Source organism: Mucilaginibacter sp. Mucisp86, from assembly GCF_047324315.1.
GTDB lineage: Bacteria > Bacteroidota > Bacteroidia > Sphingobacteriales > Sphingobacteriaceae > Mucilaginibacter.
Window position 1 is genome coordinate 3,955,857 of record NZ_CP168503.1, and the last position, 22,918, is coordinate 3,978,774.

Below are 22,918 nucleotides of genomic sequence, written 5' to 3' on the forward strand. Positions count from 1 at the left end.
TTATTTTATTGAATTTTAACCGATGTTACTACGTCATTAGCATTAGGCGATAAAGTGGTGAAATTAGGTGTGTTTGATGTCCGTGTCCAGGATGTTCCCGTAGAGTTATCGTTTGAGTACATTGTTACTGTCCAGCCGGTTGGGATCTTTACCGATGATGCCCAGTTATCAACAAAGCCATAAGCCTGCAATTGTGCCAGGGTATAAGTGCCTTTAGGTATGGCGCTTGTTACTGTGCCTCCGTAATTGATATCCTGGTAAAAAGTTACCCCTGTAGTACTTGTTCCCGTATATACCGTAGGCTTGCCGTACAATGCATTTGATACGCTTGTCAGGTAAGTGTGCGAGTCGGTATTGGGCAGGTTATAATACAGGTATATGCCATAATTGTTATTAACTGTTTGTGTAGCCAGCGATGCCGCAGTTGATGAGCTGGTGCTTTGAATATCAATTGCAGCAGGGCCAAGGTTAGCCGCGGCTAATCCCGGAACGTTTGGAACTGAGTAAGTACCGTAAATGGCGTTCCAGCTATAGTTTACTTGCGAGCCTACAGTTACACCATTGTAGCTCAGGCGTGATGCTGCCGGCCCGTAAAAATAAAACGATATTATCTTAGTGGGCATCAGGTTGCGTAAAGCGGTAACCAGGTAAACAAATGAACTTGCGTTAGGCTGGCCTGTACCATTAGTGCCATAGTCGGCATATTCATCGTCAAAGTCAATACCGTCGAGTCCGTAAGTAGTAACTGCATTGCTTAACTGCTGAGCGAAATCATTTGCGGCAGCCTGGGTTGGAAAGTTGGAAATACCTGCGCCCTGGTGATTGCCCAAAATAGATAACAATACCTTAATGCCTTTTGCCTGCAGGCTCTGAATGTAGGTGGCTTTATTGTTGAGCACATTGGTGACCTGTGGGTTAAAATATAACACAGCTTTTTGTGTACCTGTGTCATAATTGATATTGGCCGCAAATATGATAGCAATATCAAAAAGCTGCTCGCCTGTTGAAAGGGTGTAGTTGCCCACATTGCGAATGTCATTATTGTTTACTTCTACATAGCAAACGCCTTTTGGACCGGCTACACCTATGGCATTGGTGCTTAACTTTGACGGGCTGTTGCCTGCATCGGTAGGTAGCGCAGCTTTTTCCTTTTTACAGGCGGATGTGAGGAGTAGAACTGCGCCTAATAAGGCGGTTAGTGTTTTTGTAAGGGGCAGATTAAAGTTTGTTCTCATAATTGTTGTGTTTGTTAAATTGTTTATAAAAAGATAAATTGTTTTAGCATAATTGGTTTATGTAAAGCCGGCCCATAGCATGGCCAGGGATAATCACTATCTCTTAAAAAAACTGTTTAAATATTTTAGGTTGCCGGGCGCTTAGGTCCTCGCTCCGGTATTATTTGGTTCAAGGTAATAGACCATTAAACGAGTATAATTGCTTACAGGTTTTAATTATTATTTTATAAAAATATTATTATGGTTAATAAAGGTGCTTATTACACTTAATTTTAACTATAGCAAAAACCTTTGTTCTGTAACAAAAAAGAGGCTTTTTGTAAATTGCAGTGTGGTTAGTTGTCCTTTTTATTTTATTCGGCTACATTTGATTTGACTGACAAAAATTTTATGAAGAAAAATTTACTTTTCGTTCTCTGCCTTTTGCTTTTAGCATCAGGCCTTTATGCGCAGCCCAAAGCGCCCGATGCCGATTACATCAAAGCCAATTATCAGAAATATGAATACCAGATCCCGATGAGGGATGGTAAAAAGCTTTTCACATCGGTATATGTGCCGAAGGATCAATCCAGGAAATACCCTTTCATGATGGACAGGACACCATACAGCGTTGCACCGTATGGTACCGAACTTTATAAAGGAAGCCTTGGCCCATCGTCATTATTCACTCATGATGGGTACATCTTTGTTTACCAGGATGTACGCGGCCGCTGGATGAGCGAGGGTATTTACGAAGAAATGACACCCGAAAAGGAAGATCATAAAACCAATAAAGATGTGGATGAAGGAACCGATACCTATGATACCATCGACTGGTTGTTGAAAAACATCCCGAACAACAATGGTAAAGTAGGGGTATGGGGTATTTCCTATCCGGGCTTTTACACAACCACTGCATTATTAAGCCGTCATCCGGCATTGGTAGCTGCATCACCGCAGGCGCCGATTGCCGACTTATATCGTGATGATGCTTTTCATAACGGTGCATTTATGCTTGTGGCAAACTTTGGTTTTTATCCGGGCTTTACCAACCGGCAGGACGATAAACCAACCCAGCGCCGTGGCAAAGGGTTTGATGCAGGTACCGAAGATGGCTATGACTTTTTCCTGAAAATGGGTTCGATGAGAAACTCTAATGTTAAATATTATAAGGATACCATCCGCCTGTGGAACGAAATGCTTGATCACCCTAACTATGATCAGCATTGGAAAGACCGTAACGTGCTCTATCATCTGCATGATATCAAAACGGCTGTACTGGTAACCGGTGGATGGTATGATGCGGAAGATTTATACGGCGCCATCAATACCTATAAAACATTGGTAAAGAAAAATCCCCAAACCCCGGTTTACTTTGCCATGGGGCCCTGGGTACACGGCGGTTGGGCGCGTGGGGATGGCGATCATTTAGGCGATGTTGGTTTCGGCGGTTCTACCGGTCCGTTTTACCGTGAAAAAATTGAGTTCAATTTCTTTAGTCACTATTTAAAAGGTACTGCAGATTTCGACTTGAAGCCGGTATCTACCTTTGAAACCGGTGTTAACGAGTGGAAAACCTATAACGCCTGGCCGCCAAAGGAAGCTACCGAGAAAAATTTGTATCTGTTGCCTGGCGGCAAACTATCATTTACCGCGCCAACTGCTGTAGCCGATAGTCATGATGAGTTTGTATCTGATCCAAACAAACCTGTGCCTTTCATTAACAGTATTGATATGGATATGAAGCGCGAATACATGACTGCCGATCAGCGTTTCGCATCGCAGCGTCCGGATGTGCTTACTTATGAAACGGATATTTTAGATAATGATGTAACCATAGCAGGTAATATCTGGGCCAACCTCAAAGTATCAACCACAGGCACAGATGCCGACTGGGTGGTTAAAGTAATAGATGTTTATCCCGACTCTACCAAAAACACCAAATGGGCAGGCAAAGACGTTTACCTGGGCGGTTATCAGCAAATGGTACGCAGCGAGGCTATGCGCGGTAAATTCCGTAATGGTTTTGATAAGCCCGAACCTTTTGTGCCCGGTAAAATAACTCCGGTAAATTTTGAGTTACAGGATGTGCTGCACACTTTCAAAAAAGGTCACAAAATCATGGTGCAGGTACAAAGCACCTGGTTCCCGCTTATCGACAGGAATACACAGCAGTTTCAGGATATCATGAAGGCTAAGGATACCGACTTTAAAAAGGCTACGCATAAAGTTTATACCTCGAAAGCAAATCCGAGTTATTTGAAAGTCAGGGTTATCGAATAGTATACCTTAAACATAATTAATGACAAGGCTGTATCATAAATTGTGATACGGCCTTTTTTTGACCTATTCGGATATAGTTTTCGGTTGACTCTACTGACAAAAAGGGGGTTAACAGGGTTAACACAATTTATCGCTAATATTTGCTTATATTGTTTGTAGTCAGGTAATTGAGTGTTTTTTGTGCGAAAAAAGTGTTAACCCCCTTTTTGTATAAATATTATCGGTTAAATTTTAAAAACACACATCAGTAAACCAGTTGCCCAAGTCAGGCCTGTGCACCGTAGGTCGCTTTGCTGTAATATCTTATTTAAACTAATTATAAATAAAACTTGCAGATAAAAAGTCTTTTTATACTTTTGCGCTTAATTAGACTTAATCTAAATATAATGTTAAATAACCTTTACTACTCTCTGCGCACAATCCTGTTTTTAATTTTATTTCTATTTGCAAACGCATTGATCCTTAAAGCTGACGACGAAGGCAATAATGGCAAAATAACCGGTGTAGTTAAAACCAGCGACGATCAGCCGGCCTATTTTGTTAATGTGGCTATTAAAGGATTAAACAAAAGCACTACCACAACCGATAACGGATCATTTACTTTTAATAATATTAAGCCGGGCACCTACACCCTGATTGCTAAATACATTGGTACAAAGACAGAAGAGCAAACTGTAACTGTGTTTGCAAATAAAACAACTACAGTATCCTTTAAACTTTATGAAAGTTCGGCCGAGTTAAATGAAGTTGTAGTTTCTTCAACCAAAACCATTAACCGTAAAAACTTAAACATTGGCAAAATGAACATATCGCCAATAGACCTGCCCCAAAGCGTTACCGTAATAGGCCGTGATGTGCTTGATCAGCAACAGTCGCTGCGTTTGAGTGAGGTTATTAGAAATGTAAATGGTGTATACCTGTACAGCGGACGTGGAAATACCCAGGAAACATTTGGAGCCCGCGGATACAATTTTGGAAGTAATAACATCTTTAAAAATGGTTTCAGGGTTAACTCGGGCGTTGTACCTGAGATCAGTTCGCTGGAGCGGGTGGAGATATTAAAAGGCAGCGCTGCATTATTATACGGAAACGTTGCACCCGGCGGCATCCTGAATATGGTAACCAAAAAACCTTTATTTGCGCAGGGCGGCCGGGTGTCCATGACCTATGGCAGCTATGACCTTTACCGCCCATCGTTTGATGTTTACGGCCCTATATCTTCCAAATTAGCTTATCGCGTAAATGGTACCTATGAAAATGCAAAAAGCTACCGCGATAATGTAAAATCAGAAAGGGAATATATCAACCCTTCATTCCTGTATAAAATAAGCGATAAAACGACCTTAATTGTTGAAGGCGATTACCTCAACTATGATTTTACCCCAGATTTCGGAACAGGACAAATCAACAACGTTATTGCCAAAGTTCCGCGTAACAGGTACCTGGGTGCATCATGGTCAACCGGTAATACCAAGCAAACTACTGCAACAGCAACTATTAACCATCAGCTCAATAGCCTTTGGCAGTTAAGCGGTGGCTTTTCATACCAGCATTTTAACCGCTCGTATCAAACAACAGAGCGTGTGTTACCAGATGCCAATGGCGACTGGGGCCGTACCCTGAACAGGGCCAGAACGCTTGAAGATTATTACACAGGCCAGTTTAACATTACCGGCCAGTTTAATACTGGTGCAATAAAGCATAATATTTTGGCCGGTGTTGATGCCGATTGGTACCGCAATAATGCTTATACCTACGTTGCTACGGTAAACAAAGTGTCAAGCTATCTTGATCAAAATAATACACCGCAAAATGCCATTTATGACAAGATCAATATTTTTGACCTTGATAAATACACCCTCCGTACCGACAAGCCGCAAATGAACCCGTTTTATAGCATTTTAACACCTACCAACCGTTTTGGTGCCTATGCTAACGACCTTATTAGCTTATCCGAAAAAGTTAAAGTACTTGCAGGTATTCGCTGGTCATATCAATATGTATCACCAACATCGGTAAGCAATTATAATACACTTGCTACCGCAACTCAGGCCGCCGGTAAAGAAGATAAAGCATTTTCACCGCGTGTAGGTATCGTTTACAAGCCAATAGCTAATACTGCGCTGTTTGCAAGCTACTCTAATTCTTTTGTAACCAATACTGGCACCGATATCAATAACAATCCGCTTGATCCTTCAATGATCGATCAGTATGAAGTTGGTGTTAAAAATGACTTCCTGAACGGCAACCTGTCAGTAAATGTAACAGCATATCGCATTAAAAATAATAACCTGGCTCAAACTGCGCCATTTCAGGCCGATGGTGTTACACCTAACATTAATACCAATATCAAAGTGCTGAGCGGTGAAACAAGAAGCGATGGTGTGGAGCTTGATATCGCCGGTCACCCGGTAAAAGGTTTGGATGTATTGGCAGGCTATAGCTATACAAACGCTAAATATACCAAAACAGGTACTGCAGTTGGCAGCAACATTGCAGGCCAGCCATTATTGAATACGCCAAAGCATACCGCCAATACAAGTGTATTTTATACTTTTTATAACGGCGATCTGAAAGGGTTTAAAGTAGGTGCGTCTGTTTATTACCTGGGCGATCGTGTTGCTGGTAACGCCAATACGGTAGGTCAAACCCAAACTATATCGAGGTTAGTTAATGTACCGGGCTTTACCACGGTTGATGCTTCGGTAGGTTATACTTATAAAAAGATCTCTATCATTGGTAAGATCTCTAATATTGGCAACGTGCTTAATTACAATGTGCACGAAAACTATAGTATTAACCCTATACCGCCAAGGCAGTTCTTAACTACATTGAGTTATCGATTTTAAAAATTGAATTTAGCCGGGCATGGGAACATGCCCGGTTTTTATGCTTATAAAACTGATGAAAGTATTTTTCCGCACCATCCACCTCTACTTAAGCCTTGCCGCTGGTATAATCATTTTTTGCTCGTGCTTAACCGGTACCATGCTGGTTTTTGAAAAAGAGATTCAGCAGACACTTAATCCTCAACGCTATTTTGTAAAACCCCAGAATAAAAGGCTGCCGGTATCCGCTTTGACTACAGGCGTTTTAAAACAGATCCCCAAATCAAAACTGGCAGCAGTTACCGTTTATGATGATCCGGAACGTACAGTAGAGGTGGCTCTTATTGTACCTGAAAAGAAGGATAAGAAAGCGGCTGGCGCTACCAAGGAAGAGAAACATGCTGGCGCGCACGTTGAAAAGGACGCTAAACCAAAGGATGCCGGGCGTCCAAACCTTACAGCTTTTGTAAACCCCTATACCGGGCAAATAGTTGATCGGTTTAACCGGAGGCAAACTTTTTTATATTCGGTAGAGATGTTTCACCGTTATTTATTAGGCGGTAAAAATAGCCTGGGCGATTGGGTGATCAGCCTCTCAACCTTGTTTTTCCTGGTGATTTTGATAACGGGTGTAATACTTTGGTGGCCTAAAACCAAGGTTATTATGAAGCAGCGTCTTAAAATAAAATGGGGCGGGAGCGGCAAGCGTTTAACGCACGATCTGCATATTGTTACTGGTTTTTATACTTCTATATTCTTGATCATCATTTCGGCATCCGGCTTGGTCATGACCTTTAAATGGGCAAACAGCACTCTGTTTTTCCTTACCAATTCAAAAGTTGTTGCCAAAGAAGATATCAAAGCCCCGCTTTCAGTTTATCAGCCGGGAGTTACTGCTATTTCACCGGAAGCGGCTATTGGTGCGTTAGGTAGTAAAATAACTGATGCCGAAAATTTCACTATCCGTTATCCGAAGGATACAGCGGCGGTTTACACTTTTAATGTGCTCAAAAAAGGTTCTGTTGAACTGGCTACCGATACTTATTATATAGATCAATACAGCGGCAAGTTTGCCGGCGCCGCCTTGTATGCCGACAAAAGCCTTGGCCAGCGTATCCGTGGGGTTATTAAACCAATCCATACGGGCTCTATTTATGGCTGGCCTACCCAGGTTTTAGCTTTTCTGATCACCTTGGTTTCGCTCATATTTCCGGTAACAGGGGTAATGATGTGGCTTAACCGCACCGGTAAAAAGAAAAATAAAGCTGTGCGCAGCAGAGTGAAAGTGGTGTCTGCTGAGGTTATCTAAAATGAAAAAGATTATCTTTTCTCATCAGGGCCGCTCTTAGAGGGGCCCTGATGAGACTTTTTATGTCGCTCGTTCCTTTTTACCTTAAAGGTTCCCTTATCATGATCCAGTAAGGGCAGCCTGTAACTGGCTCGCTTACTTCCTTTGCTATTTTATACCCCACCCGTTCATAAAACCGGATGTTTCGCGGGGTGAATGTTTCGAGATAGGTTGATATCCCGTTTTTATCTGTTTCGTTAAGCATTTCCATTAATAGATTAGCTCCCAATCCCCGTCCCTGGTGACTTGGTTTGATTCCAGCTATCGACAAATACCAGGCATCGTACAGTATCGGGTCAAGTTGTTTGCTCATGAACGAAACTATGGTTGAATAAGCTCTTAGTGCCGGTTCGCCCATATAGGTTGCTATAAAGTCTTTCTTTAACAGGCTCTTTTCCTTGTCTGCAGCAGGGTTTAAAGGTTGGCTCCAGATAGCGGCACCATAAGCAGGATCACCAGTAATAGTTAACCGGCCGTACTCTTCGCCTTCTTTCATGGAGTAATCCATATACCTCATTAGTATTTCCTGCTTTTTCTGCTCGCCGCCCGGAATATCCCGTAACAATTCTATGTAAAATGGGTCGGGGATGAGGGCTTCGTATAGCGCTAAAGCCAGGTCTTGATATTTATAGGTGTACATGCAATATATTAAGTTCAACGGCTTAATATACAAAATATTAGTACCCCACACCTGGTTAAGTAGTTGTAGTTTATGAAAGCGATGGCTCTGCAATAAATGGTTTTTTCTCCCACTTTTTTATGATTCAGAATTTATAGCCAATAGTTGTCGTAACTACTTGTTTATTAGTGGTTTTTGTCGGGGTGAAAATCTTGAAAAATCTTCAAAAAATATAAAACAGACCCGGCTAAAAATTGTTGAAAACTTTTAGTGGGGGAAAGTGGTAGAAAGTGGTAAAAGTATTTACTTTTACGTTACAAAATTGCCCAAGTCATACAATGTCGTTTTTAACCGGTGAATTTGAGTGTAAGCTTGATCCTAAATTTAGGATGATGATACCGGCTGGCCTTAAAAAAAAGCTTCCTGAACTGGAATCTGAAGGCCTGGTGATCAATCGCGGGTTTGAAAAATACCTCGTCATATACACTAAAAAGGAATGGGATAAACGACTTGAAGATTTGAGCAAACTTAATGAATACGAAGAGGATAATATAGCCTTTATACGATATTTTACCCGTGGCGCCACCGAGCTTATGCCTGATGCTGCCGGCAGGGTATTGTTGCCAAAATTCCTGTTGGAATATGCGGGTATAAAAGGGGATGTAGTACTGGCTTGTCAGTTGAATAAAATTGAGGTTTGGGATGCCGAAGCGCACCGCAAACTGATGGATGATGAGCCCAAAAGTTTTAGCGCGTTGGCTAAAAAAGTAATGGGTGGTAAAAATAAGGAGCAGGAATGAGTGAGTACCATGTACCGGTAATGCTGAGGGAATGTATTGATGGGCTGAATATTGATCCGGACGGTACTTATGTGGATGTGACTTTTGGAGGTGGTGGTCATTCGCGCGAGATTTTGAAGCACCTGGGCCCAAAAGGCAGGTTGATTGCTTTTGATCAGGATGCTGATGCGCAGCGTAATATAATTGATGATGAGCGTTTTGTTTTTGTAGATCAGAATTTCAGGTATCTCAAAAACTTTTGCCGTTTACATGGCGCTATTCCTGTAAATGGTATTCTGGCCGATTTGGGTGTGTCATCGCACCAGTTTGATGAGGCCGATCGCGGGTTTTCCATCCGGTTTGATGCCGAGTTGGATATGCGTATGAACCAGTTGGGCGAGCTGACTGCAAAGGATGTGGTAAATAATTATTCGGTGGCCGACCTGCACCGGATCTTTGGCATTTACGGCGAAATCCAAAATGCCAAATCACTGGCCGAAACTATTGCTACCGCAAGGTTAAATACATCGATAGTGACTATCGCTGATCTGAAAAATGTGATCAGCGCACGCATCCCGAAAGGAAAAGAAAATAAATACCTGGCGCAGGTGTTCCAGGCATTAAGGATAGAGGTTAACCAGGAGCTGGAGGCATTGAAAGATTTTTTAATGCAGTCGGCAGAAGTTTTAGCAGTAGGCGGCAGGCTGGTGGTAATGTCATATCACTCACTTGAGGACAGGCTGGTAAAAAACTTCATTGCCAAAGGCAAGTTCAGCGGCGAGGTGGAGAAAGACCTTTATGGAAACGATAATAAACCGCTTGATGCTGTAAGTCGCGGGGCTATAACCGCATCGGCAGAGGAGATAACCAATAATAACAGGGCACGGAGCGCTAAGTTAAGAATAGCTGTAAAAAAATGACCAATCGTTTACGTACAGAAATTCAGGAGGAGGAAGAAGTTGAGGAGGTAATTGAGGAAAGGCCTGCAAGGGAATTGCCTGATAACTTCTTTACGCAACTTTTTACGAAGGGCTTTCTTACAACCGAGAAGGCTACCAATGTTTTGCCCTTTGTTTTGTTTTTAGCCTTTTTAGGTATGGTGTACATTGGCAATATGCACTATGCCGAAAAATCGGTACGTGAAATTGATGCGCTTACCAAAGAGGTTAAGGAGCTTGGTTGGGATTATAAATCAACAAAGGCCGATATGGCTTTTAAAAGCACGCTTACCGAAGTGGCCAAGCGTGCAGATACTTTGGGCTTGAGTCAATCCGTTGATCCGCCGGGAAAAATAACAGTGAAGGAGGTTGCAGATGGGAATTAGGACTAACATACTGGCCAGGGTTTATTTAGCCTTTGGTCTTGTTTTGCTTTTGGCCATTGCCGTTGTGGTTCAATTGTGCCGCCTGCAATATGTTCAGGGTGATAAGTGGAAGGCTATGGCTGCTGATCTTTCGGCACAATACCAAACTGTTGAAGCGGCAAGGGGCAATATTTTTTCTGTTGATGGAAGTTTGCTGGCTACCTCGGTGCCGGAGTATGAACTGCATATGGATATGTTGGCTGGTGGAATTGCGTCAGATACAGCTTTTAATAATAATATCGACCTGCTGGCTGCAAAACTATCGGGTATTTTTGGTGACAGATCGGCGAGGGATTATTCACGCGTGCTACGCGAGGCCCGTAGGGATAGCTCGCGTTACCTGTTGATCAGGCGCAAGGTATCGTACCAGGATTTGAAAAAGATTCGCCAGTTCCCGGTATTTAATATGGGTAAATACAAAGGCGGCCTGATTGTTATCCAGAAAAACAAAAGGATCCTGCCGTTCCAATCACTGGCGGCACGTACAATCGGTTATAAAAACGAAAACGTGAAGAACCCGGTTGGTTTGGAAGGGGCATATTCGTCATACATAAATGGCGAAAGCGGCCGGCGCTTAATGCAGCGCATACCGGGCGGTATCTGGATGCCCGTTGATGACGATGATGAAATAGCGCCTAAAGATGGCGCTGATATTATTTCAACCATCAACGTAAACTTCCAGGATGTAGCGCAGGATGCATTAAAAAAACAACTGGTAAAAAGCGCGGCCGATCATGGCTGCGTTGTGCTTATGGAAGTATCTACCGGCGAGATCAGGGCGATTGCCAATTATACCCGCACCAAGGATGGCGATTATAAAGAGCAAATGAACTATGCTATCAGTAACGCTATTGATCCGGGGTCGACCTTTAAACTGGCATCATACATGACCATGCTCGATCAGCATAAGATTGATACCAGCACCATAGTTAACGCTGAGGGTGGTAAATATAAATTCCCGAAAGGGCCAACCATTACCGATACCGAGCATGATAATTATGAAATGTCGGTTAAGCGTGCTTTTGAGGAGTCATCAAACGTGGCGGCTGCAAAATTGGTTGATAGGTTTTACCACAATAATCCGTGGGAGTATATCAATAAGTTGTACAGCTATCACCTGAACGAAAAACTTCAACTGCAAATTCAGGGTGAGGGCAGGCCGGTAATTAAAAATCCGTCAAACCGCAGCTGGAACAAAAATTACAGCTTGCCCGAGATGGCTTATGGTTATGAAATGAATATTACGCCGCTGCAAATGCTGGCTTATTATAATTCGGTTGCTAATAACGGTAAAATGATAGCCCCACTTCTGGTTCGTGAAATCCGCAGGCTGGGTAATCCTATTGAGCAATTTCAGGCAAGGGTGATAACCGAGCAGGTATGTTCGCAGTCTACTTTAGGTAAAGTGCGCGGGATGCTTGAAGGAGTTGTAATGAATGGTACCGGTAAAAATGTGATTAAAAATAAGCTTTACAGTGTGGCGGGTAAAACCGGTACAGCACAGGTGGCTAACGGAACGAAAGGTTATAAGGATAAAAAATACCAGGCCTCTTTTTGCGGTTATTTCCCGGCCGATCATCCTAAATATTCGATGATTGTGGTGATTAATAATCCAACCCAGGGCGATTACCTGGCTGCAAAAGTTGCCGGTCCGGTGTTTAGGGAGGTGGCCGACAGGGTTTATGCCAATGATTTGGATATTAATCAAACCTCGCAGGCGCATTACGTAGGTAATACGGTAATGCCGCAGGTAAAGCAGGGGAATATGAAAGCCCTGAAAAAGGTTTATTCAAAACTGGGTGTTAAGCCGCTGTATGCATCGGCTAACAGTACGGTTGATACAAGCAATGGTATCCCGTTTGAGGAAGTAAAATATAAAAACGGTACCGTGCCATCGGTAACAGGCATGGGGCTTAGCGATGCGTTATACGTAATGGGTAACGCTGGTTATAAGGTAACTGTGCGCGGAAGCGGGATAGTTACCAATCAATCGGTTACCGGAGGAAGTGCAATACCAAAAGGATCACGAATTTTAATAGAACTGCAATGAGGTATTTAAGCGATGTAATTGATGGACTGGCCTTCACTGAGTTGCAGGGAAGTGCTGACGTGGAGATCACGGCGATAGCTTTTGATTCGAGGGCAGTGATCCCTGGGGCAATGTTTGTCGCCGTAAAAGGAACTCTTGTTGACGGGCATGATTATATTGACCAGGCCATCAAAAAGGGCGCTGTAGCAGTAATTTGTGAAGATCTTCCGGCCCATACCACAGGCGAAGTTGATTTCCTGATGGTAGCCGATTCGGCAGTAGCATTAGGCATAGTAGCCGCTAATTTTTATGATAACCCATCAGCCAAATTGAAACTGGTTGGGGTAACAGGTACTAATGGTAAAACAACTATCGCAACATTGTTATATCAGCTGTTCCGCGATCTGGGATATAAATGTGGCTTGCTTTCAACCGTTGAAAATCAGATAAACGGTAAAGTGATCCCATCAACTCATACAACACCTGATCCGGTTGAGCTAAACAATTTGCTCGCCGAAATGGTGGATAGCGGTTGTGATTATTGCTTTATGGAAGTTAGCTCACATGCTATTTCACAAAAGCGCATTGAAAGTTTGGTTTTTGCGGGTGGTGTGTTTACCAACTTAACGCATGATCATTTGGATTATCACAAAACCTTCTTAAGGTATTTAAATGCCAAAAAGGAGTTTTTTGATGGCTTGCCGAAGGATGCTTTTGCACTTACCAACAGCGATGATAAAAACGGGAATGTAATGCTGCAGAATACAGTGGCACATAAAAAAAGCTATGGCCTTAAAACCATGGCCGATTATAAAGCCCGCATCCTCGAAAATCAATTCAGCGGCTTGTTACTGCAAATTGATGGCGAGGAAGTATGGTTTAAAATGGTAGGTACATTCAATGCTTATAACCTGTTAGGGGTTTATGCTACCGCGATGTTGCTTGAACAGGATAAAGCCAAAGTGCTTACCAGCCTAAGCAAACTTACAGGTGCCGAAGGTCGCTTTGAGTATATCACCGCCCCTAACAAGGTGGTAGGTATAGTTGATTATGCACATACGCCCGATGCCGTACAGAATGTACTAAGCACTATTCATGATATCCGTAAGGGTAATGAAAAAGTGATCACGGTAATAGGCTGTGGTGGCGATAGGGATAAAACCAAACGCCCCATCATGGCCAAAACCGCCTGTGAGTGGAGTGACAAGGTAATCCTGACATCAGATAATCCGCGTACCGAAGATCCGGCGCAGATCATTAAAGAAATGGAAGAAGGTGTTGACCCGGCATTTAAGCGTCATACGTTAAGTATCATCGACAGGCATGAGGCTATTAAGACTGCCTGTATGCTGGCTAACCCCGGTGATATTATCCTGGTAGCAGGCAAAGGGCACGAAAAATACCAGGAAATAAACGGAGTGAAAAACCACTTCGATGATATAGAAGAACTGGAAAACAGGTTCAAAGATTTGGTGTAAAAGATGGGGCAATAGCGAAAGCGGTTGGTTAGATTAAGAAGATACTATTAGTAAAAGAGAAGAGCAATGTTGTATTACCTGTTTAACTACTTAAGCAAAAATTACAGTATCCCCGGGATAGGTGTATTTCAATACATCACATTCAGGATGGCGATGGCTGTAATCACATCATTGCTGATCACCACAGTTTACGGTCGGAGGTTGATTGATTACCTGCGCTTTAAACAGGTGGGTGAAACTGTAAGGAATTTGGGCTTGGAAGGGCAGATGCAAAAGTCGGGTACCCCAACCATGGGTGGTATCATCATTTTGCTGGGTATTTTAATACCAACGTTGTTGTTTGCCAAGCTGGAAAACGTGTATGTGATCCTGATGATCATTACCACCGTTTGGCTGGGTGCCATCGGTTTTCTGGACGATTACATTAAAGTATTTAAAAAGAATAAAGAGGGGTTAGCAGGCAGGTTCAAGATCATCGGTCAGGTAGGTTTATCGCTTATTGTTGGTTGGACAATGTATTTCAACAGCAATATCATCATCCGCCAGGAAGTGGTTTTGCCGGTGAAGGATGATGCCCCGGTTGAGTTTCATATGAAACGCAATACGCCCGTTTACACTCAGGATGTACATTCTACCAAAACAACAATGCCATTCTATAAAAACAATGAGTTTGATTACGGCAAAGTGTTGAAGTTTTTGGGTAAAGGTTACGAGCAATACGCGCTGGTGGTGTTCCTGTTTTTCGTGATTCTTATTATCACGTTTATCTCCAACGGGGCAAATATAACTGATGGTATTGATGGCCTGGCTACGGGTACCTCGGCCATTATTGGTATTACACTGGCTATACTGGCCTATGTATCGGGTAACACGGTTATTGCCGATTACCTGAACATTATGTACATCCCAAACTCGGGCGAGCTGGTAGTTTTTGCCGGTGCTTTTGTTGGGGCTTGCGTAGGCTTTTTATGGTACAACTCATATCCGGCACAGGTGTTCATGGGCGATACCGGCAGTTTGGCCATAGGTGGTATCATAGCGGTGTTTGCTATTATGATCCGTAAGGAACTGATGTTGCCATTGCTGTGCGGTATTTTCCTGGTAGAGAATTTTTCGGTGATTATACAGGTATCATGGTTTAAATACACCAAAAAGAAATTCGGCGAAGGCAGGCGTGTGTTTTTAATGGCTCCGCTTCACCATCACTATCAGAAAAAGGGTTTCCACGAAGCTAAAATTGTTACCCGCTTCTGGATCATCTGTATCATACTGGCGATAGTGACCGTGATAACGTTGAAGCTCCGGTAACCCCCCGACCCCTTCAAGGGGGAGGAAAAGAGCAAGGGTGAGAAAACATAAAAAGAAAAGAGAAATCGGTGAAATCATCAAATAATCGGTGAAATCCCAAAAGAAAATAAAAATGAACGACAACAATAACAAAGAGACCAATCAAAAGCACCCCCTTCAGGGGGCGGGGGGGGCTCGTCTTGTGGTGTTGGGCGCTGGCGAAAGCGGTGTTGGTGCTGCATACCTTGCACAGCAGCAGGGTTTTGATGTTTTTGTGTCGGATTTTGGCGGCATTGCCGATAACTATAAAAAACAGCTCGAAGATTGGAAAATTCCTTTTGAAGAGAAACAACATTCAGAAGAACTGATCCTGAACGCGGCCGAAGTGATCAAAAGCCCCGGTATTCCGGATAAGGCACCGATGATCAAAAAGCTGCATGAACAAGGAACGCCTGTAATATCGGAGATTGAGTTTGCCGGGAGGTACACTGATGCAAAGATCATTGGTATAACGGGTTCAAACGGTAAAACCACCACAACCAGCTTAACCTACCACATTTTAAAAGATGCGGGGATGAACGTTGGTTTGGCAGGTAACATAGGTAAAAGCTTTGCCTACCAGGTGGCTACCGAAAAGTTCGACTGGTATGTACTGGAGCTAAGCAGCTTTATGCTCGACGATATGTTCAGGTTTAAAGTTGATATAGCGGTACTACTAAACATCACACCCGACCATTTGGACAGGTATGATTATAAACTGGAAAACTACGCGGCATCCAAATTCAGGGTAACGCAGAACCAAACGGCAGCCGATTATTTCATTTATTGCGCCGATGACCCGGAAACAATAAAAGGCATGAAAGAACGAACGTTCGGGGCACAGCTGTTGCCGTTTTCCATACAGCAGAAATTTGAACCGGGAGCATATCTCGACGAAAACGACAATATTGTCATAAACACAAAACAAGAACATTTTACAATGTCAATTCAAGAACTGGCCCTGCAAGGCAAACACAACATTTACAACTCCATGGCATCGGGTATTGTAGCAAAGGTGTTGGAGCTGCGCAACGAAACGATGAGGGAGAGCATGGGCAGCTTTAAAAGTATTGAACACCGCCTGGAGTTTGTTGCCAATATATCTGGCATCCGCTTCATCAACGATTCAAAAGCTACCAACGTTAACTCAACCTGGTACGCCTTAGAAAGTATGACCAGCGATGTAGTGTTGATTTTGGGAGGTGTTGACAAAGGAAATGATTACAGCATGCTTAATGATTTGGTTAAGCAAAAGGTAAAAGCCATTGTGTGTTTAGGCAAGGATAACAAACGTATCCACGAGGCCTTTGATGATATGGTTGAAATTATAGTAAATACATCATCGGCTCAGGAAGCGGCGACCGTGGCCTATCACCTGGCAACCAAAGGTGATACGGTTTTACTGTCACCAGCTTGCGCAAGCTTCGATCTGTTTAAAAACTACGAAGACCGCGGCAGGCAGTTTAAGGACGCTGTGAAGGAGTTGTAAAACAGTTTTCATAGTTGATAGTTCATGGATCATAGAAAAAAGCTCAACGGCCATGATCTATGAACTATCAACCATGAACCAAAAGAAATAAAAATGCATAGGATATTAAACAATACAAAAGGAGATCGCTGGATATGGCTTATAGTCATATTGCTTTCTGTTATATCCTTGTTGGCAGTATACAGCTCGGTGGGTACGCTGGCATTTAAGCAGGGTAAAGGGGTGGAGATCATCCTCATGAAACACGTGTTCATGATAGTGGGCGGTATCGCGCTGATGTATTTTTCGCATAAGCTCGATTACCGTTATTATGCGGGTATCTCTAAGGTGATGATGATCGTTACCATTCCGTTATTGGTGTATACGTTGGTTTTCGGTAGTCATATCAACAACGCCAGTCGCTGGATAGCCATCCCCGGAACGGGATTAAGCTTCCAGACCTCGGATTTGGCCAAGCTGGCCCTGATCACATACCTGGCCCGTACGTTATCGCGCAAGCAGGAAAACATTAAGGATGTCAAAGAATCATTTTTGCCTATCATGGGTTCGGTTTGTGTCGTGTTTATCCTGATTGCATTGGCCAACCTTTCAACGGCGTTAATGCTATTTGGGGTTAGCATATTATTGTTGATCATAGGCCGTATCAGTATCAGGCAGATAGCTATTACCTGTGCTGCGGGTTTTATATTGTTACTGGGGGTAATATTCTTAGGGCCGAGGCGGCATACTTACGTGTCGCGTATGAAGGTGTTTATGCACCCCGAGCTGGCAAAGGCCGATAAATCTTTCCAGAGCGACCATGCCAAGATTGCTATCGCTACAGGTGGTTTATTTGGCAAGGGCCCCGGCAACAGTACCGAAAGAAATTACCTGCCCGAGTCATACTCTGATGAGATTTATGCCATCATAGTTGAGGAGTACGGTTTGATAGGAGGAATTGTAGTAGTGGGAATTTATGTGTTCCTGCTGTATCGATGTATCAAAATCATAACGAAAGCGCCAAAAGCATTTGGGGCTTTACTGGCCTGTGGTTTAAGTTTCAGCTTAACCATACAGGCTTTTGCCAACATGGCTGTAGCTGTTGGTTTAGGACCGGTAACTGGTGTGCCGTTGCCATTGGTAAGTATGGGTGGTACGTCGATATTATTTACAAGTATAGCCTTCGGTATTATACTATCAGTAAGCAAGGATATCGAAGAGCCTAAAAAAGATAAAACTATAAAAGAAGATAATACAGGCCCTAATAAAATTATAGTAGGAGAGATCAGGACGGCGTGAGCTACGCCCCTAACCCCCTAAAGGGGGATGGATAGAGGTGACTGAAAAAGAGTGATTAACAAATGGAAGATAAAAGCAATATGAAAGCAGCCAATCAAAAGCACCCCCTTCAGGGGGCGGGGGGGGCTCGTATCATCATAAGCGGTGGCGGAACAGGAGGACATATCTTCCCGGCTATCTCTATTGCCAATGCTTTGAAAAATATTGATCCTAATACCGAGATCCTGTTTGTGGGCGCTAACGGGCGTATGGAAATGGATAAAGTTCCGGCGGCTGGTTATAAGATCATCGGTTTGGATATCCAGGGGATCCAGCGTGGCTCTATCGTTAAAAACCTGATGTTCCCCATTAAGCTGGCCAACAGCGTGCGCAAGGCTATCAAGATCATTAAAGATTTTAAGCCCGATGCTGCGGTTGGTGTAGGTGGATATGCTTCAGGGCCTTTGTTATACGCAGCGTCATTGAAAGGAATCCCTTACCTCATACAGGAACAAAACTCGTATGCTGGTATTACCAATAAATGGTTAGGCAAACATGCCCAAAAAATCTGTGTGGCCTTTGATGGTATGGAGAAGTTTTTCCCTGCCGATAAGATCATTAAAACCGGTAACCCTATCCGTAAAGATGCGGTGAACATTGCCGGTAAGCATATGCAGGCTTTGGAGTTGTATCATCTTTCGGCCTTTAAAAAAACGGTACTGATAACAGGCGGCAGCCTCGGGGCACGCACGTTGAACAATAGTATCATGAACGGGATTGATAAACTGCTGGCCGCCGATGTACAGGTGATATGGCAAACCGGCAAGTTTTATTATAAAAGCATCATCGAAAAGCTGGGCGAAAATTATCACCCCGATCTGCAGATCAGGGAGTTTTTAACCCGGATGGATTTGGCGTATGCTGCCGCTGATATCATTATATCAAGGGCTGGTGCCGGCACTATTGCCGAGCTGTGCGCCATCAAAAAGCCGGTGATCCTGGTGCCTTCGCCAAATGTGGCCGAAGATCATCAAACTAAAAACGCTTTGGCACTGGTGCATGAAAACGCGGCAGTTTTTGTGGCCGACAGGGATGCTGAAGCAAAGCTGGTTGACAGGGCGCTTGAATTATTGGAAGACCGCGACCTGCAAAAGAAATTGAGCAATAACATTGGTAAAATGGCTATGCCAAATGCCGATGAAGTTATAGCAAAGGAACTTATCCAAATAATAAGTAACAATTAAAATGATGGTCCTCCTCTTCCAAAGGGAGGAGGGCCTTTTTAAACAAATTGCAATGGAACTGCACGATATAAAAAGAGTTTATCTCATAGGCATAGGCGGCATCGGTATGAGCGGCCTGGCACGCTATTTCCATCATTTGGGTTGCATTGTTTGCGGATATGACAAAACGTCGACTGATTTAACAAACCAGTTGCACAACGAGGGGATTCAGGTTGTTTTTGAAGATCATGCGGATTATATCCCCATGAGCTTTCAGAAACCCTGCAGCGATACATTGATTATTTATACGCCTGCAGTACCAAAGGATTCGCACATCGTTAACTATTTCAAAAATCACGGTTTTGAACTGTTCAAACGCTCGCAGGTTTTAGGGTTGATCAGCAAGAGTTCATTTACTATTGCAGTGGCCGGTACGCATGGTAAAACTACCACTTCAACTATGGTGGCGCATTTGCTTAAGGCTTCGGGTAATGATTGCTCTGCATTTTTGGGTGGTATTTCATCTAATTACCAAACCAATGTGCTGTATGGAAAAAACAATGTAATGGTGGTTGAGGCCGATGAGTATGACCGCTCGTTCCTTACCCTGTTTCCCGATGTGGCTATTATTACATCGATGGATGCCGACCATCTGGATATTTATGGTGATCACGCGCATTTAACCGAGTCGTTTAAGTTATTCGCTTCGCAGATAAAACCAGGCGGTACGCTGGTGCATAAAAATGGTTTGCCATTAGATAGCGGTTACACCTACGCATTCGAAGATGAAACTGCCGACGCGCATGCCTCAAACGTGAGGATCATCGACGGCGATTTTTACTTTGATTACAATAGTGCCGCGGTAAATATTACCGATATAAAAATGGGTATTGCCGGCACTCATAATGTTGAAAACGCTGTAGCCGCCATTGAAGCTGTATTGAAACTGGATATATCACCAGAAAATATTAAAGCGGCATTAGCATCCTTCAGAGGTGTTAAGCGCAGGTTTGAATACATTGTTAAAACACCGGAGCGTATTTATATTGATGACTATGCACATCACCCTGAAGAACTGAGGGCTTGTATTTCATCAATTAAAAGGCTATACCCGGCTAAAAAGTTAACGGCCATGTTTCAGCCGCATTTATTTACCCGCACCCGTGACTTTGCCGATGGCTTCGCCGAAGTGCTTGACATGGTTGATGAGCTGATACTATTGGAAATTTATCCTGCGCGTGAACTTCCTATTGAAGGAGTTAATTCGCAGATGCTGCTTAACCGCATGCAGTTGCAAAACAAAAGGATATTAAGTAAAGAGGCCGCGGTAGCCGCAGTAGCTGCCGAAAAGCCCGAGCTATTGTTAACGGTAGGTGCCGGTGATATTGATACACTGGTGCAGCCATTAAAACAAGTATTAAGCAATGAATAAAAAACTCATTTGGAAGCGCCTGCTGATAGGTTGTGCCTGGGTAATAAGCCTGGGTGGCCTTGTGGTGCTCATGAGTTTTATAGAAACAAAAAAAGCAGGTGTAAAGTGTACGGCGGTAAATGTGAGCATTCCTGGTGGTCAATATTTTATTGATAAACAGGAGGTTGACCACATTATCGAAGTTACCAGTCACTCATTGGTAGGCAGGCCTATTGAAAATATTAATATCCAGGAACTGGAGGATAAGCTTAAGGCAAACCCTTTTATTGAGTTTGCCAAGGTTTATACCGAAATGGATGGGGTGTTGAGGGTTGAGGTAAGTCAGCGCCAGCCGATACTACGGGTTATGAACCGCTATGACATGGATTTTTATGTAGACCAGCATGGTTTAAAAATTCCGTTGTCATCAAACTTTACTGCGAGGGTATTGGTAGCCAATGGTTTTATTGACGAGCTTTTTACTAACCGCGTTGACTCGTTGCATACAAGGTTGGCAAAAGATTTGTTTAAAGCAGCCGATTATATCCGCAGGGATTCGCTTTGGGACGCGCAGATAGCACAGATGTACGTGAATAATGATCGCGAGATAGAACTGATCCCGAGAGTAGGCAATCAAAGGATCCTGATAGGCAATGCAGATTCGCTTAACGTGAAACTGAACAACCTGCAGGCTTTTTACAAACAGGTGCTACCAAAGGTGGGCTGGGATACTTATAAAATGATTAATGTTAAATATACCAACCAGGTTATTGGTATAAAAAATGAAAATATAAAAGCTGATTCTGTAAAAGCGGCTAAAGCTGCCAAAGAGGATTCGCTTAGGACGAAAAGGGATACATCTCAAATTAAATTGTAATATGGACAAAAGCTCAACTCAGGAAAAAAGTTCGCCAATTGTAGTAGGATTGGATATCGGAACTACCAAGATATGTGCCATTGTTGGGCGCAGGAGCAAGAACGGGAAGATTGAGGTTTTAGGAATTGGCAAAGCCGAGTCTGCCGGCGTAACGCGCGGCGTGGTTTCAAATATAGATAAAACAGTACAGGGCATTCATCAGGCGGTGGATGTGGCGGGCTCGCAATCAAATGTGGAGATCAGGGTAGTGAATGTGGGTATCGCAGGCCAGCACATTAAAAGTTTACAACATCGTGGCTTAATAACCCGTCGCGATCTGCAGTCAGAGATTGGTCGTAAGGATATTGATAAACTGATAGAGGATATGTACAACCTGGTGATGCCTCCGGGCGAGGAGATCATCCACGTATTACCGCAGGAGTTTACTGTGGATAATGAGCCGGGAATTAAAGATCCTATTGGTATGGCAGGCGTTAGGCTTGAGGCTAACTTCCATATCATATCTGGTCAGGTTACTGCCATCAAAAACATTGTAAAATGTGTTAACAAGGCCAGCCTGGAAAGCCAGGAGCTGATCCTTGAGCCGCTGGCATCTTCAGAATCTGTATTGAGCGAAGAGGAAAAAGAAGCCGGTGTGGTTTTGGTTGATATTGGTGGTGGTACTACCGATGTGGCTATTTTCCACGAAGGTATCATCCGCCATACAGCCGTTATCCCTTTCGGTGGTAATAGCGTAACCGAAGATATCCGCGAAGGTTGTTCTGTAATGCGCAACATTGCCGAGCAACTGAAAGTGAGGTTTGGATCAGCTCTGGCCGATGAGAACAAGGAAAACGAGATTGTATGCGTTCCTGGTTTACGCGGCAGGGAGCCAAAAGAAATTTCGGTGAAAAACCTGGCTTACGTGATCCAGGCCCGTATGGAAGAGATTGTAGAGCATGTTTACTACGAGATCAAATCATCAGGCTATGAGAAAAAGCTGATAGCTGGTATCGTAATAACAGGTGGCGGCGCACAGTTGAAACACTTACGCCAGTTGGTTGAATTTGTTACCGGTTTGGATTGCCGCGTGGGTTATCCTACCGAACACCTGGCTAAAAACGAAGTGTTGCCAAAAGGTACATACGAAGAATTGCAAAGCCCAACTTTTGCTACCGGTATTGGTTTGCTGATTAAAGGTATCCAAAAAATGGAATACATGAATGAAGCAATCCCCGCCGAAGTAAAAACGGCTAAGCCAAAATTTGATACAAAAAGTAAAGAAGGTGGTTTGTTAGACAGACTGCTGAAAAAGAGTATAACATTTATTAAGGATGACATTAAGGATGAGGACTTTCTGAAATAATATTTATTCACAAGGGTTAAACTTATTCACATTGCTCACAATTGTGGAT

At 43.3% G+C, this 22,918-nt stretch carries 17 protein-coding genes; 15 read left to right on the top strand and 2 right to left on the bottom strand.

The annotated features are described in order from the left end of the window. Positions 1-5: 5 nt before the first annotated feature. On the bottom strand, positions 6-1,235 hold the full coding sequence (locus ACEN9X_RS16835; protein ID WP_413666238.1) for an endo-beta-N-acetylglucosaminidase H: 1,230 nt from the start codon (positions 1,233-1,235) through the stop codon (positions 6-8). 390 nt (positions 1,236-1,625) lie between these two features. Between ACEN9X_RS16835 and ACEN9X_RS16840 the strand changes: the two genes are divergently transcribed. The 3 genes from ACEN9X_RS16840 to ACEN9X_RS16850 all read left to right on the top strand — a co-directional run bounded on the left by ACEN9X_RS16840 (position 1,626) and on the right by ACEN9X_RS16850 (position 7,634). Continuing rightward, a complete protein-coding gene (locus ACEN9X_RS16840; RefSeq protein WP_413666239.1) occupies positions 1,626-3,497 on the top strand; it encodes a CocE/NonD family hydrolase in 1,872 nt (623 codons plus the stop codon). 386 nt (positions 3,498-3,883) lie between these two features. Then, the gene (locus tag ACEN9X_RS16845) at positions 3,884-6,346 is read left to right on the top strand and encodes a TonB-dependent siderophore receptor (protein WP_413666240.1); all 2,463 of its coding nucleotides are present in this window, start codon (positions 3,884-3,886) and stop codon (positions 6,344-6,346) included. Positions 6,347-6,401: 55 nt separating this feature from the next. Further along, entirely contained in the window at positions 6,402-7,634 is a 1,233-nt protein-coding gene (locus ACEN9X_RS16850; RefSeq protein WP_413666241.1) for a PepSY-associated TM helix domain-containing protein, read from the top strand. 79 nt (positions 7,635-7,713) lie between these two features. Here the strand turns inward: ACEN9X_RS16850 and ACEN9X_RS16855 are convergent, their stop codons facing one another. After that, positions 7,714-8,313 (bottom strand): GNAT family N-acetyltransferase, encoded by a 600-nt coding sequence (locus ACEN9X_RS16855; protein WP_413666242.1) that lies wholly within the window; start codon positions 8,311-8,313, stop codon positions 7,714-7,716. Between the two features lie 317 nt (positions 8,314-8,630). Here ACEN9X_RS16855 and ACEN9X_RS16860 point away from each other — a divergent pair, with 317 nt between their 5' ends. From ACEN9X_RS16860 to ftsA, 12 genes are all read left to right on the top strand, one after another. Next, positions 8,631-9,092, top strand: coding sequence for a division/cell wall cluster transcriptional repressor MraZ (locus ACEN9X_RS16860; protein WP_091213347.1), 462 nt, complete (start codon positions 8,631-8,633; stop codon positions 9,090-9,092). After that, the gene (rsmH, locus tag ACEN9X_RS16865; protein ID WP_091213350.1) at positions 9,089-9,991 is read left to right on the top strand and encodes a 16S rRNA (cytosine(1402)-N(4))-methyltransferase RsmH; all 903 of its coding nucleotides are present in this window, start codon (positions 9,089-9,091) and stop codon (positions 9,989-9,991) included. The genes ACEN9X_RS16860 and rsmH overlap by 4 nt, the downstream gene beginning before the upstream one ends. Then, positions 9,988-10,395, top strand: a complete 408-nt coding sequence (locus ACEN9X_RS16870) for an FtsL-like putative cell division protein (protein ID WP_413666243.1) — start codon at positions 9,988-9,990, stop codon at positions 10,393-10,395. The genes rsmH and ACEN9X_RS16870 overlap by 4 nt, the downstream gene beginning before the upstream one ends. Then, positions 10,385-12,484: a penicillin-binding protein gene (locus tag ACEN9X_RS16875; RefSeq protein WP_413666244.1), complete on the top strand. Its 2,100-nt coding sequence runs from the start codon at positions 10,385-10,387 to the stop codon at positions 12,482-12,484. The genes ACEN9X_RS16870 and ACEN9X_RS16875 overlap by 11 nt, the downstream gene beginning before the upstream one ends. Further along, a complete protein-coding gene (locus ACEN9X_RS16880; RefSeq protein WP_413666245.1) occupies positions 12,481-13,941 on the top strand; it encodes a UDP-N-acetylmuramoyl-L-alanyl-D-glutamate--2,6-diaminopimelate ligase in 1,461 nt (486 codons plus the stop codon). Before ACEN9X_RS16875 ends, ACEN9X_RS16880 begins: the two co-directional genes overlap by 4 nt. A 66-nt stretch (positions 13,942-14,007) precedes the next feature. Further along, the gene (mraY, locus tag ACEN9X_RS16885) at positions 14,008-15,249 is read left to right on the top strand and encodes a phospho-N-acetylmuramoyl-pentapeptide-transferase (protein WP_413666246.1); all 1,242 of its coding nucleotides are present in this window, start codon (positions 14,008-14,010) and stop codon (positions 15,247-15,249) included. A gap of 112 nt (positions 15,250-15,361) precedes the next feature. Next, positions 15,362-16,756, top strand: a complete 1,395-nt coding sequence (gene murD, locus ACEN9X_RS16890; protein ID WP_413666247.1) for a UDP-N-acetylmuramoyl-L-alanine--D-glutamate ligase — start codon at positions 15,362-15,364, stop codon at positions 16,754-16,756. Positions 16,757-16,849: 93 nt separating this feature from the next. Next, positions 16,850-18,034, top strand: a complete 1,185-nt coding sequence (locus ACEN9X_RS16895) for an FtsW/RodA/SpoVE family cell cycle protein (RefSeq protein ID WP_413666248.1) — start codon at positions 16,850-16,852, stop codon at positions 18,032-18,034. A gap of 80 nt (positions 18,035-18,114) precedes the next feature. Continuing rightward, positions 18,115-19,257, top strand: a complete 1,143-nt coding sequence (gene murG, locus ACEN9X_RS16900; RefSeq protein WP_413671145.1) for an undecaprenyldiphospho-muramoylpentapeptide beta-N-acetylglucosaminyltransferase — start codon at positions 18,115-18,117, stop codon at positions 19,255-19,257. Positions 19,258-19,309: 52 nt separating this feature from the next. Further along, on the top strand, positions 19,310-20,668 hold the full coding sequence (gene murC, locus ACEN9X_RS16905) for a UDP-N-acetylmuramate--L-alanine ligase (protein ID WP_413666249.1): 1,359 nt from the start codon (positions 19,310-19,312) through the stop codon (positions 20,666-20,668). Then, positions 20,661-21,524, top strand: coding sequence for a cell division protein FtsQ/DivIB (locus ACEN9X_RS16910; RefSeq protein WP_413666250.1), 864 nt, complete (start codon positions 20,661-20,663; stop codon positions 21,522-21,524). The genes murC and ACEN9X_RS16910 overlap by 8 nt, the downstream gene beginning before the upstream one ends. Before the next feature lies 1 nt (position 21,525). Beyond that, entirely contained in the window at positions 21,526-22,869 is a 1,344-nt protein-coding gene (gene ftsA / locus ACEN9X_RS16915) for a cell division protein FtsA (protein WP_112574990.1), read from the top strand. Positions 22,870-22,918 lie beyond the last annotated feature (49 nt).